Below are 13,475 nucleotides of genomic sequence, written 5' to 3'. Positions count from 1 at the left end.
AAAGGTAACGAAAAACGTAGACGCGGAGCGGCTTGCCGCAGGCTACCACAGAGGACGCAGAGACCACGGAGGAATGAGAGTTTGAGAGGGTTTTTGCGTAAGTCCTATTTATATTAGCTATGATTTGGATAAAATATTCTCTACTTTTCCCCAACTATGTCTACAATCTCTAAAAAAATATGCTTATTTGGTGATTTTGGTGTTGGTAAAACTAGTCTAATTCGTCAATTTGTAGAGTCTCAATTTAGTGACGAATACCTTTCAACTGTAGGAGTAAAAATCTCTCGTAAATTGGTTAGTATTTCTGAAAAAGACCTACTTAGTAGACAAAACTTACAGTTGATAATTTGGGATATTGAAGGCAGCAATAAATTTAAAGAAGTTGCTAAAAATTATTTTCAAGGTTCTAAAGGTGCTGTAATAGTTGGTGATGTGACACAACCAGAAACACTCAATCATATCCAGGAGCATATTCAAACTTTTTTAGCTGTTAATCCTAAAAGCTATATTGTTGTTGCGCTGAATAAATCAGATATGATTGCAGCCGAATATTTAGAGAAAATTCGTCAAATGTATCAATTCACCGATCAAGCTAATATATTAGATACATACATAACTTCAGCTAAAACTGGCAATAATGTTGATAAAATATTTCAATCTTTAGCCAATCGGCTAATTTAGTAAGATGAACTCATTGTTGACAAAGCTATTATCCGTATGTGGTATTGAATATTTAATAATTGATGAAAACTTGAAGATTCTAGAGATGTCTTTGGGACTAAATCATTTTGCCGACATTCCTAATGAAGTTAAGCTAGGTCAGGATATTCGGATTGTGTTTCCTGAATTAGAGGGACTTGAAGATATTTTCGATGCAATTAGACAGGGAGAGCAAGATAATTTTGAATTAAAGGGAATTATGCGATCGCATAATTCTGGCTCTCCCTTGTATATTGATATTCGGATTACTGATAATATCCAAGAAGACCATTCTAGGAATCGAATTATCATTGTTGTCGAAGATGCAACCGAACGGATGGTTCTTGAGCAATCTTTGTTTCAAGGTGCAAATGAAGCAAATCTTTTGCTACGTAACTTAAAGGCTTCTAAACAATATATTGACCAAATTGTGACATCAATGGCAGATGCTTTGTTAGTGACCACACTATCAGGCGAGATAAAAAAAATCAATTACGCTGCACAAGTTTTATTGCAATATAATGAAGTAGAACTAATCGGACGATCTATCACAAAAATTATTAGAGAAGTTAATAACTATCCACTGATAGTTGCAGATATAGAATGTATTGATATATCTCATGGTCAAGACATAAATACTTTAGTAAAAGAGGTGGAAACCGTTTGCTATACCAAAAGTGGTAAAACAATTCCTATAGCTTTCTCATCCTCAATAGTCAAGACAGAAATTGAACATTTTCAAGGTTATGTTTATATTTTGCGAGACATGACTGAACGAAAACAGGCAGAACTTGCTAAACAGGAATTTTTAGCGATGATTAGCCATGAAGTTCGGACTCCGATCGCATCAGTAAGTGGTATGGCTAGTTTGTTGCTATATACTGAATTGACTGCCGAACAGAAAGATTTTGTTGAAACCATCTACACAAGTGGAAATTCCTTACTCAAAATTATTAGCGATTTCCTTGATTTCTCTAAAATCCAATCAGGCCACTTGGAACTAGAAGAGGAACCTTTTGCTTTGCGAAATTGCATTCATGATGCTCTTTATATGCTTGGGCCGACAGCTAGAGAAAAAGGTTTAAAACTCACGTTTTTAGATACTCCTGAGCTTCCTACTACGATTGTGGGAGATATCACTAGACTGCGCCAAGTCTTGATTAATTTACTCAGTAATGCGATTAAATTTACCGAAACTGGAAGCATAGAAGTTTCAGTTACAACCCGCAAAAATAGCAATATTAATCATTCTGCTGCAAATACTGACGAAATTCAGTTTAGGGTTAAAGATACAGGCATTGGAATTCCACGCGATCGCCTGGAGCGTTTATTTAAAGCTTTCAGTCAAGTTAACTCCTCCATTACTCGACAGTATGGCGGTACTGGGTTAGGTCTAGCCATCTGCAAGCAACTGTGCGAGTTAATGGGTGGCAGAATTTGGGTTGAAAGTGAGCTAGGTGTAGGTAGCACATTTTACTTTACGATTGCCGCTTCTATTGTTCCAGAGGAGTCAGCAGCAGCCAATGCAGTCTTCTCAGCGATCGAGTCTCCCCAAGTGAAGCAACTGGCCTTCAAGAGTCAGGAGTTATTCAGCGTCCCCGATTCTTCTTCCCCGTCTCCTGAATTCCATAAATTAAGAATTCTTTTAACTGAGGATAATTTGGTAAATCAGAAAATAGCCTTGAAGCAACTCAAAAGCCTCGGCTACAGTGCTGATGTCGCTAATAATGGGAAAGAAGCATTGCAGCTATTAGAAAAAGTTCCTTACGATTTGATTCTGATGGATTGCCAAATGCCGATTCTTGACGGTTTGGAAACCACAAAACAAATTCATCGTTGGCAAGAAAGCAGCTTTGCTAGTGGTCGTCGTCCGGTAGTAATTGCGATGACAGCTAATGCCATGAAACAAGACCAACAAATGTGTCTAGATGCCGGCATGGACGACTATTTGAGCAAGCCGGTGATGAAAGAAGATTTGGCGGCGATGCTTGAGCATTGGAAAAATGTAATATTCAGAGCAAAAGAAATAGATGCCACAGAGCAGACAGTTTCTACAACAGATGTAGATTTAGTTGACCTCCCAATTGATTGGGAACGCTTGCATCAACTTTCTGAAAACAACCCAGAATTTGAATTGGAACTACTGCAAATGTTTGTTGAAGATATTGAACCTCGTCTAGAGGTCATAAAAATAGCGATCGCAGCTCATGACTTTGAGCAAATAGCGCTCCAAACCCATCAAATTAAAGGTTCTAGTGCCAATATGGGAGTTACAACCATGCATCTGGTAGCAGAAAAAATAGAACAACTAGCTTACGACCAAGAGCGTCGAGGTACAACTGACTTAATCGTAGAGTTAGAAGAATTTGTTAAACGTATCCGAGAATTTTTAATCCAAAGTTAAGTAGCCTTCATTAACTACTGCTATTAGCATGTATGAAAACATATTTTCTTGAAGTTTATTACTCAGCAATACTATCTGTACAACTGTCGGCAAAACCTCCTAAATAACTGGCTTTTCAGCAATTTTTACAGGCAGGGATGCTTGGGTTACTGTAAATAAATATTACCATCATCAGGTTGACTTGAGGTCTAAAAGAGAATTAGCCTGGAAATTAATTGCAGCAGCAGCAGTAACAACCTTTGGGAGTGCTTTTATTCCTATACCTGGTTTATCAACCGGAGCAGCAAAAAAATAGTGCATGAGACGTAGGTTGGGTGGAGCGGAGCGCAACCCAACATCCTGATATCTGTTGGCTTTGGCAAAGCCTCCAACACCACTTGCTACAACGCTCTTAACCCGCGCAACGCAGTGGCTCCCCAACCGACAATTTTTTTGCAACATTTTAGCCTTGACACGCCACTACAGTACCTAATTTTGTTCAAAAATCAAATAGTAATCCTATAGCTATTCTTACTAGTTCGCAAATTTAATAATATTTACTAATAAATAAACAGTAACGATTATCTCCTGTCGGCTCATAACTCAACTTGTCGGCAATGGCGGACATAATTTTTAAACCCCGCCCACGCTCTTGCTCATTCTCTTCAAATTCAGATGTTTGACGCAATTGCTGTTCTAAGTCGAAGGGTTCGCCTTGAGACCAGATGCGAATTTCTATGTATTCATCTAAGCGCACAGCTTCCATCTCAATGGGAGTTTCAATAGGTAAACTTTTGTGGGCATGTTCAACAATGTTAGTAAAGCCTTCTATCATCAGCGTTTGACATTGCCACCAAATTTGTTTATCAAGAATAGGTGGTTGATTAATCTGCTCAAACCAAGATAAAACTTGAGGTGAAGCTTTAAGGTCTGTGTTGACTTGGAGATAAATTTTATTATTCACTTCTTAACTAAGAAAATATTTTAAAATCATCATATTCGTTAATTAGTTGATTAATTTGAGTAATTTTACTATACATTAAAATCTGAATTTCATATAACTTGAATTAAAGCAACTATATTACCGATAATTTTACTTCATAAAGTGTAATCTATGTTTAAAATTCTAGTTATTGATGATGACCCGACAGTGCGAGCAGTACTGAAAAGCACACTCCAAAGGCAAGGTTATGAGACTACTGTAGCCAGCAATGGCGAAGAAGGAATTATACAAGCACAAAGGCTACATCCTGCTTTGATTATCTGTGATTGGATGATGTCTCAGGTAGATGGGCTAGAAGTGTGTCGTCGAATTAGAACAGATCCAGAGTTAGCAACTACTTTTTTTATTCTATTGACGGCTAGAGGAGCAGCTCGAGGAGAGGAGGAAGATAGAGTTAGGGGGCTTGACGCGGGAGCAGATGAGTTTATCTCTAAACCAATAGAGATGAATGAATTGAAAGCACGGGTAAGAGCAGGATTAAGGTTACACCAGCTAAATCAGGATTTACAAAGTCAAAAGCAAGTTTTGGAGACATTAAATCAGGATTTGCAAACTCAAAAGCAAATTTTGGAAGCAGAATTGTCTGAGGCCGCTGATTATGTGCGATCGCTTTTACCCTCACCCCTTGTAGGATCGGTAACTACAGAAAATCTGTTTATTCCCTCAGCACAGCTAGGGGGTGATTGCTTCGATCATCATTGGATTGACGAGGATCATTTGGCAATTTATTTGTTAGATGTATCAGGTCATGGGGTGGGTTCAGCCCTCCTATCTGTATCAGTGCTGAATGTTTTGCGATCGCAATCTCTACCAAACACTAACTTTTGTCAACCAAGTGAAGTTTTGAAAGCACTCAATCACGCCTTCCAAATGAGGAAGCACGGTGATAAATACTTCACAATCTGGTATGGAGTTTATCACCGCCTAAAACGTCAACTCATTTATGCCAACGCCGGACATCCACCAGCTTTATTGTTATCTAATACCTCTACGAACAGCATTGAAGTTAAACAGCTAAGTTCTTTAGATTTACCAATTGGCTTTTTACCAGAAGTTCAATTTGAGGATGCTGTTTTTGAGGTTGAAGCAAACAGCACTTTATACATCTTTAGTGATGGTGCTTATGAAATTAATCAGTCAGATGGTAAAATTTGGGGTATTGATGCTTTTATTGACTTACTAACCAAATATAGTCATAAAGATACTTGTAATCTTAATCAACTATTAGCGAACATTCTCACCTTAAATGCTCAAGATAATCTTGATGATGACTTATCTTTAGTAAAAGTTAACTTTGGTTAGTATAGTCAAATACAGCAGGGAATAGGGAACAGGGTTGAAAGTCTCTTGGTATATGACTTTTTTATTAAATTTTGTACCTCATTTACCTAAAATATGCTGTATGCAGCTTGAAATTTGGTATTGTCTAGTACAACACGGCGTAAATAAACCAACCATTTAAAATAGCCAGAAAGCTTACAAAATAAGCATTCTTTCTTTTTACTTTTGCCTTCTTGTACTAGCAGCTTACTGTATTGCCAATACTTGGCGATTGAAGTCATCTTGATCAGCAAAGGTTTGAAAAATTCTATCCATTTTAGTCAGTTCAAACAACATTCTAACTTGATCGCTGATCGAACAAACAAACAGTTTGCCATTAGCAGCTCGTACCATTTGCATTGCTGATACCAAAGCACCTAAACCAGAGCTATCAATAAACTTTACTTCTTTCATATCAAGCAACAAAACATCGGCTCCATTTTCCAGAATATTGCTAACTTCACGACGTAATTCATTACCTCTAATACCATCTAAAATTCCAGACAATTCTAGTATTTTTACACTCAAATTCATGGTTTTATTTCCTTGTATTTTGGTTTGAAAACTATGTATTTATATTTTGGCATTGATATCAGGAAAACTGCAATAGATAGAGCAATGCTTTTGTGTTGCTTATCCAATTAGCTCTGTTTGACTACTTGGTGATGACTATTATTTGCTATGGCAGTAAAAAAGCTAGCATCAACCCATTGACGAGAAATTTCAAAAGCTTCAAAATAGCCATCTTTTTGACCTAACTCTCGTGCCCAAAAACGAGATAAAACCAGTATGGCATCAAGCTGCATAAATGCTTTATTTAGCTCTGATTCATAACAACCAATAGCTGCAACTTTTTCTTCAATTACAGAGGTGATATCTACAAAAAAGTTGGGTTCAAAACCACGTAAGAAAACAGGTGGTGCTGAATACCATAGAGGTATGTTTTTGCGGGTAGCAACATTAGAAACTGCGATCGCACACACTTCATGATCTCTATGCCCATATTTTTCTGGTTGTGGTGCATGAGTAATAATCAGATCGGGTTGCCAGCGTCCCAAAACTTCTTCAGTAACTTTAATTACTGCTTGGGTTGAGAAGTTGCACTCTTCAAGGGCATGAAACTCGTAAGTTGCACCGATAATTTTACCTGCTGCATCTGCTTCTTGATGACGTGTACCTTTAATAGGCGAACTAGAAAGACCGCCATCAGTCAAAATTAAGCAATGAACATTCCACCCTGCTTTAGACATCAAACTGAGAGTACCAGCAGCAGGTAGAACTTCATCATCAGCATGAGCATAAATTGTTAAGACATTTCGCTGACTAGAGTTGTTTAAGTCTGAATAAGTGTTCATAGCTGTTTTTTTCTAGATTGAATTTGCAAGTAACTCAGCACTCCTCATTAGGCCTCTTTTGGAGGTTGCCAAACGGAGGCGCGGATGATAGCCGACAAAAGCAATAAGTTATAGATGGCCCATGCACCATTGAGTAAGTGAACGCCAGGATAATTCAGATGACCGATTGCAAATTGATAAAGACTCCATAATATTCCTAAAATGGTCAGGATAAAGACAACTAATTGTGGCCAAACAAGTTTGAGATAAATCCCAGATTGCCGTTGCTTAGGTGTGACTTGAAAATTGAGTTTTTGTCCTGTGAATACACTCCATACAGCTTGGATTAATAAGGGGAATAAAGCGATCGCATATTGTTCAGAGCGCCAAACTTCTCTAGCTGGAATGCCCCAGGTGGCTGCTATAAAAGTCAGACGGTTGATAATAAAAGCGGGAAAAAAGTGTAAGGCAAAGTCAGGGCCATAGGTTTTAACTGGAATAATATCCGTAAAAAAATAGATAATTGGACAAGATATAAAAACCAAAGTTGCAAAACCAGAGAAATAGCTATACATCGTCTTAAAATAGTGCAATCTTTGCCAAAAACTTAGTCCTGGTTTGGTGAGCGGGTTTTCTCTCAATAGCACTTGGATAGTTCCTTGTGCCCAACGTAGTCGCTGTTTCAGAGTAGAACTCAGGTCATCTGGTGCTAAACCTTCTGCTAGAAGTTCATTATGATAAATAGATTTCCATCCAGCACCATGCAGACGCATCGCTGTATTCATATCTTCTGTAATACTGTTGCTGGATACGCCACCAATTAATTGAAATTCATTCAGACGTTTTTCATCTTTGGCAAACTCATCAGCAAAATGTTGTAGTCCCACACTAATCAGTGCTTCCCGCCTCAGAATTGCATTTGTGCCTGTATAAAAAGCGGCATTCATGCCATCTTTGCCTTGTTGAAGTGGGCCATAAAATAAATTTGCTCGATGTCCAAAAGGATCGCCTGGAGGAATATTGTAAAAATCTTGGCGGGTCTGAACAAAAGCAATTTGATTCTGATCGTATTTACCTGTGAAAAGATTATAGGTGTAGAAATAAGGCAGAACTCGCTTGAGAAATTGTGGTTTAGGAATATGGTCAGCATCTAGGGTAAGAAGAAACTGTCCTGAAGTTTCTCCCGAAAAAATCGCGTAATTGAGATTACCCGCTTTCGCATGGTGGGGTACACCAGCTGGTTTGGGACGGGCAATGTAGCGAAAACGAGCGAGTTCAACTAGTTCTAGTTCTTTCTTGCTAATAGCTTCTTGTAAGGCTTTGCGTTCGCTAATTAGGCGATCGCTAATAGTATGATGTTCGGGAGGTAGCCAAAGAATTAACTGTCGCAGACTTTGCACAAATCCAGCAGCAGAATCGTTAACTACTGATTTTGATGATGCTTGCAGCCATTGTTCAGCAGCTTGAGTATTAGTTGTGAGATTTTCTAGTTGCTTCAAGCGCTCGAACAAATAAGAGCGTTCTGCATCAATTCGCACTACTTCTTTCTGTAATTGTGCAGACTGCAAATCCTCAATACACAATCTTTCGGTCATCGCTCGCATATCAGCCGAATTACCATCATCCAGCACATAAACGCGTAGCTTTGTTGGCGGATAATCCATTGCTAGGGCTGCTTTAGCAGTTTCTTCGACAATTTCCGGTGGCTCGTTGTAGCAGGTTACAAACACATCCACTGTTGGCCAGTCGGCTCTGGGTATAGGTGGGGTCATTTGGTCGAGAGACTTAATTTGTCGGACTAAAGGTCGCCATAAGCCAATTACAAACATTACGCCACCAAAATAGCTATAAATCTCTGCTATCAGCAAAGGAATAGAAATCCAGAGGGCATCAAAATTGATGGAATGGGTGATGCGCCATTGCAAATACCAGATGCCAAAAATTAAATTGATTTCTGCTAGATAACGAAATAACAGGGTTCTTTTTTTGAGTAATGAGCGGCTGTTACCGGAAAAGTTTGCGGAATTATCAATAATAGAAGCTGAAGTCATTTTAGTACCGATAGTTAATGTATCTGCATCCCCCTCAAAACAAGTATTCCCTAGTTAAATTTATAACTAACAACTTATTCTCGATTAACCCAAAATTGGCGTTGCTGAATTGAGGTATAAATCGGATGTAAAGACGTAGCACTGCTACGTCTCTACAACAATTCTGTTATTTTGTGCCAGTTACTAAATGGGTATTTTTACCATCTGAAACCCAGTAACTTCCAGAACTATCAGAAATTAACTTGGTTTGTTGTGTGGCAGTGCTAGGTAGACCCCGCCCAGAATTTCCCTCGGTGACAGCTTGCCACCAAAGAGAGTTCGTGATAGTAGTCGGCCGAATTAAGGGTTGTCGATTTGTCACGCTGTATAGCAAGGATTGCAAAATTATACTGTTGGTGTCGCTAGTGAAACCAATTGCTGTTTTGCCGGTGGTTTCGTAGAAGCCCTCATAAAATCCAGCTAATGGATTATATAAGTCAGTCGTCCCTTGGAGTAACTGTTGACTATACTTATTTTCTGGAAGCAGGGCATTATAGGCAAAAGCTACTGCTGTACTTACCAATCGCCCCTTTGGTACTGGTTTACCGTCATCTCCTAAAGCTGCCCAAGGCTCACCTTGTCCAGTAATTGTACTGTGGACAGTGTAAGGTTTATGGTCAATCAAGGTGGTAGCTGAGGCTGTGAGCGTACTGGTGCGACGGTAACGTTCGGCTTGCGCCTGGAAAATTGGCTCAAAGAGCGATCGCATTTGTGGATCTAGTCCAAACTCCAGGGCATAGAGTACAAAAGGATTGCTCACTGTGTATTGGTTAACTTTGGAATTAGTATCTGTGCGATGGCGTTGAATTGGGACTTTCACCCCTTCCACTGAGGCAGTTTGATATTCTCCCCCAACAGCAGAACGCTCAAGATTAAACCCCCATAATTGAAAAGCACGAGCGGCATATTCTTCATAACCCAAGCGGATTTCTGGGTTAATGCGGGTGAGATATCGCCCATCTTGCTCTTTGGTGACAGTGGCACTGGAGAGAATACCTTCGCGCACCACACGTAAGTATGACCAATCCAGCACAATTTTATCTACCGCAGCCGTGTATTCTGGATGACAGGTTTTTAAGTTGTAAAGCGCTGCCAGCATTCTACCTAAATCTAAAGCTGACCAGCCGTTTCCTTCTGGAATTGGATTTCCACCATAATCTACTGGTTGGAGCGATCGCGTATCGTAACTCCGACTCGGCAATTCTCCAGCAAATAATGGTAACTTTGTCAACGCTGCCAACAGATGGCGAGTGCGCCCGTCAAATTCCTTGGGGGTAATTATATCGAGCGATCGCGCTGCATGGAGGGCTGCGAGATAATTTCCCAATCCCCAGAGAGTCGCGCCTTTGAAATCACTGCGATCGTCGATCAGCCCATTCTTAGAGTGATAATTGGCTTGAAAGTATTGCCAAGCCGCCTCTGCATAGCGCCGTTCAATAACCGTCAGTGGTCGATCTAGTTTCAGGTTAGATGATGGACTATCCACTGGTGGAATCGGTGCAACAGCCACTTCTATCGGTTTAGAATTGTCCGCAGGAGTTGCGATCGGAGTCTTAACAGTAGAATTCGATTGATTTGCGGGTGTTACTGGAGAAGCATTTTCACTAGGCTTACCAGTAGAATTTGATTGATTTGATGGTGTTGCTGGAGAAGCATTTTCACTAGGCTTACCAGAAGCAATTAAAGGGTGATTTCCCCTAGCTTTGTAGTATAAAATCTCCAAAATTAACCCATTAGTATTACCTGTCAAAGCTTTATTGGGTTGTTTTGATTCTTCATAAATACCAGCATAGTAACCACCATCATCAGGACTGCGAAGATCCTTGACTGCATCAAAAACTTTTTGGGCATAAGCATTATCTGGAAACAGATAGCGCCAGCCAAAAGCAGCTTTTGTACTAATGCTGCGAAACTGTGGATAAGGTTGATTGGCATCGGTAATAGTTGCCCAGTTGACACCGTTGGCGTAGACGGTGTTGTAGAGAAAATAAGGTGCTTGGTCGATATTATCTTCTGTGACGGCAGTTAACTGACCTGTGGTATCAAAACGCCGTTTTTGGACATCTAAAACCCTGGCAGCAAAATCAGCTAACTCACCTTGCAAGCCAAATTCAATCCCATCCAGGATATAAGACTCACTCACAACATAATTATTAGCATTGGTGCTTTGAAAGTCACGGCTATCAACAGGAATTTGGACACCATTAATTTCGACTAACTTAAACGGTTCTAAAGCAATAGCCTTGGGTGCAGAGAAACCCCAGAGTTGATAACCCCTAGCGCCGTATTCTTCGTAGCCGAGTCGTCCTTCTTGCACCAGTAACGTTTTGTTGTCAGGGAGAACAGTAGCACCAAAAAGTTGTCCATCTTTGAGCGATCGCGCCACCTGCCACTTTGCTACAATCCCTTTGAGCCACTCATTATATTGAGGATGACAGGTACGGATGACATCAAAAGCAGCCAGAATTCGCCCAACATCCAAAGCCGACCAACCAATACCCCGCTCTAGTGGATTGTTACCATAATCAACCATCTGTGCAGTGGCCGCGTTATAAACTTTATTTGGCAGCGCATCTTCAAATAACTTCAGGGTGTTGAGAGTCGTCAAAAACTTATTGAGGCGAGAATCAAAGTCTGCTTGGTCAGTCAGATTCAACCAGCGTGCAGCATTCAACGCCATCAGGTAGTTACCCATATCCCAGAGTGTACCCGAAGGATAACCCCCAGTAGAATTGGTAAACCCCGTTGCTGGCTGATAATTTTTGACAAAATACTGCCAAGCAGCACGAGCATAAGTTTGTTCTTCAGGTGTGAGCGGGGCTGTAATATTGCTACAGCTATTGGAATTTTGGGATAAGACTGGTGTCGGGATGTAAAACAACAATTGCAGAAATGTCCCAACTAGGAACAATGCAATCCATCTCAACAGCTTTTGTTGAGGGGGTTTGTATATCATAGTGTAAAGAAGGAATTAGGAGCGTCATAGCCCGTCTGTACAGTTATAATTCATAAATCGAGTTTTCATCAGGTCTAGTTAGCTACAAGGAGAATATCGTTGCCACTTAACAAATACAGAGAACTGGGAGATTGGCAGCAGAAATTCATAGATGTGTATGCTGTATCGAATAGACATCTGGTGAAAATGAATGTAGAGACGTAGCACTGCTACGTCTCTACAAGGACTCTGGATAACCCATATTTAATTTCTGGAGATGTCTAATGCTCAAAAATCACTATTGGTTGCAGCGAGCGGCACTGGAAAAAGTATTACAGCATTAAGTGCTGCGAGGAAGAAAATTACTGATGGTGCTGTCTCAAATATGTGATTTTGTTTACCACATTTTTTGCTATTCTTGCGGTGTTGATGCACATCTTGGACATTGCATAGTGATGTCTACAACGGGATACCCACACCTTAATTCATAAGTTTTTCGGTAGTATGGAGTTAGTTTCAGAGAAGCATTGAGATAAGCTGCCACGCATCTAGTTTTTTAGCTGACTCTAGGCTATGGAAGGGTTTTAGACCCAATATTATACAATTTAAATGCACGACAGCTTATGACTCTGGCATCAAATGGGCAAGCAGCTATTATTCGCACAGAACGCGGACTGACGATCGCAGGCACTCGTATCACTCTGTATGACGTGATGGACTATGTAACAGAACAGTACCCACCTAAGTTTATCCGAGGCTTGTTCGATCTGACCGAAGAACAAATTAATGCTGCTCTAGCTTACATTGAGATAAATCGTGCCGATGTTGAAGCTGAGTATCAAATAGTTCTCAAGGAAGCTGAAGAGCTTCAGCAGTACTATGAAGAGAAAAATCGCGATCTGATTGCTCGAATTGCTGTAAAGCCTCCAAAACCCGGAACCGAAGCGGCTTGGGAAAAACTTCAGGCAGCTAGGGCAAAACGTGAATCTAAAGTATGATTTTTTTGATCGACCACAATCTCAAAGGACATGCACTGGTTTTTTTTGGTGCGATCGCTAGTCAAGGTTGGCTTGATACAGTCTCGATTCAATTTGTCACATTTGCTGAGATGGAGTTGTCAATCAATAGTGATGACAAGTAGCTCAGGAAAACCAGATGATTTTGCTCACAGCCAATCGCAGTATGAAAGGGAAGGATTCACTAGCAGCTTGTCATGCGTGAAGAAAACACTGCAATATCTTTGCCCGTGATTCCGATTGGAAATACCGATCGACTGCTAAATGACTCCAAATATCGTGAACGGTGCGTCGAACGTTTGATTGAGATTGTGCTTAATCTATAGAGGTTCGATGCGGATTTTTATTCCGTAAAGACTTACCAATAATTTGCACCCCCTACGAATTATTAGGAGATTAAGCTATATGGCAAGATTAAATTTTAGATTAGCTTTAGCTTTATGTTTATATTAGACATCTCCAGAAATTAAATATGCGTTATACAGAATCCTTGTAGAGACGTAGCAGTGCTACGTCTCTACATTCATTTTCACCAGATGTCTATTGATTAGGGTGTTTCTCAACCAAGAAGCCATAAAATTGAACTAGGTCTATCATAAGAATGTCAGGGTTCTCTAGTTGAGTACCAACCCCATAGCTGAAGCTAGGGGCTTGTAGGAGACTTCACCTGACCAGACTAACCGTTTAGAGCAAGA

12 protein-coding genes are annotated in these 13,475 nt (G+C 40.1%); 6 read left to right on the top strand and 6 right to left on the bottom strand.

Translation table 11 applies throughout. From position 1 onward, the window contains the following. Positions 1–156: 156 nt before the first annotated feature. Both V7K67_RS17775 and V7K67_RS17770 read left to right on the top strand, forming a co-directional pair. Entirely contained in the window at positions 157–681 is a 525-nt protein-coding gene (locus V7K67_RS17775) for a Rab family GTPase (protein WP_334705499.1), read from the top strand. Positions 682–685: 4 nt separating this feature from the next. Further along, positions 686–3,103 (top strand): ATP-binding protein, encoded by a 2,418-nt coding sequence (locus V7K67_RS17770; RefSeq protein ID WP_442943857.1) that lies wholly within the window; start codon positions 686–688, stop codon positions 3,101–3,103. 171 nt (positions 3,104–3,274) lie between these two features. On the opposite strand, the gene V7K67_RS17765 is transcribed toward V7K67_RS17770, so the two are convergent. Then, positions 3,275–3,544 (bottom strand): hypothetical protein, encoded by a 270-nt coding sequence (locus tag V7K67_RS17765; RefSeq protein WP_334731946.1) that lies wholly within the window; start codon positions 3,542–3,544, stop codon positions 3,275–3,277. A gap of 85 nt (positions 3,545–3,629) precedes the next feature. Continuing rightward, positions 3,630–4,046 carry an ATP-binding protein gene (locus V7K67_RS17760; RefSeq protein WP_334705501.1) on the bottom strand — a complete coding sequence of 139 codons (417 nt, stop codon included), beginning with the start codon at positions 4,044–4,046 and terminating at the stop codon, positions 3,630–3,632. A 150-nt stretch (positions 4,047–4,196) separates the two neighbouring features. On the opposite strand from V7K67_RS17760, the gene V7K67_RS17755 reads away from it, so the two are divergent. Further along, a complete protein-coding gene (locus tag V7K67_RS17755; RefSeq protein ID WP_334731945.1) occupies positions 4,197–5,387 on the top strand; it encodes a SpoIIE family protein phosphatase in 1,191 nt (396 codons plus the stop codon). Between the two features lie 225 nt (positions 5,388–5,612). Here the strand turns inward: V7K67_RS17755 and V7K67_RS17750 are convergent, their stop codons facing one another. From V7K67_RS17750 to V7K67_RS17735, 4 genes are all read right to left on the bottom strand, one after another. Further along, a complete protein-coding gene (locus V7K67_RS17750; RefSeq protein ID WP_334705503.1) occupies positions 5,613–5,939 on the bottom strand; it encodes an STAS domain-containing protein in 327 nt (108 codons plus the stop codon). A 107-nt stretch (positions 5,940–6,046) separates the two neighbouring features. Further along, a complete protein-coding gene (locus V7K67_RS17745) occupies positions 6,047–6,760 on the bottom strand; it encodes a PIG-L deacetylase family protein (protein ID WP_334705504.1) in 714 nt (237 codons plus the stop codon). Positions 6,761–6,807: 47 nt separating this feature from the next. Next, entirely contained in the window at positions 6,808–8,790 is a 1,983-nt protein-coding gene (locus tag V7K67_RS17740) for a glycosyltransferase (protein ID WP_334731944.1), read from the bottom strand. A gap of 166 nt (positions 8,791–8,956) precedes the next feature. After that, positions 8,957–11,713, bottom strand: coding sequence for a DUF3131 domain-containing protein (locus V7K67_RS17735; protein WP_335167749.1), 2,757 nt, complete (start codon positions 11,711–11,713; stop codon positions 8,957–8,959). A gap of 674 nt (positions 11,714–12,387) precedes the next feature. On the opposite strand from V7K67_RS17735, the gene V7K67_RS17730 reads away from it, so the two are divergent. The 3 genes from V7K67_RS17730 (at position 12,388) to V7K67_RS34435 (ending at position 13,106) form a co-directional block, all read left to right on the top strand. After that, positions 12,388–12,762 carry a DUF433 domain-containing protein gene (locus V7K67_RS17730; protein ID WP_334731942.1) on the top strand — a complete coding sequence of 125 codons (375 nt, stop codon included), beginning with the start codon at positions 12,388–12,390 and terminating at the stop codon, positions 12,760–12,762. Further along, positions 12,759–12,905, top strand: coding sequence for a hypothetical protein (locus tag V7K67_RS34440; protein WP_442943856.1), 147 nt, complete (start codon positions 12,759–12,761; stop codon positions 12,903–12,905). The genes V7K67_RS17730 and V7K67_RS34440 overlap by 4 nt, the downstream gene beginning before the upstream one ends. A 72-nt stretch (positions 12,906–12,977) precedes the next feature. Further along, complete coding sequence (locus V7K67_RS34435) at positions 12,978–13,106, top strand: hypothetical protein (RefSeq protein WP_442943855.1); 129 nt, start codon at positions 12,978–12,980, stop codon at positions 13,104–13,106. The last annotated feature ends 369 nt before the right edge of the window (positions 13,107–13,475 follow it).

Source organism: Nostoc sp., assembly GCF_036917155.1.
Taxonomy (GTDB): Bacteria; Cyanobacteriota; Cyanobacteriia; order Cyanobacteriales; family Nostocaceae; genus Nostoc.
The sequence above is the reverse complement of the archived record's forward strand: the minus strand, read 5'-3'. Positions and strand labels throughout refer to the sequence as shown.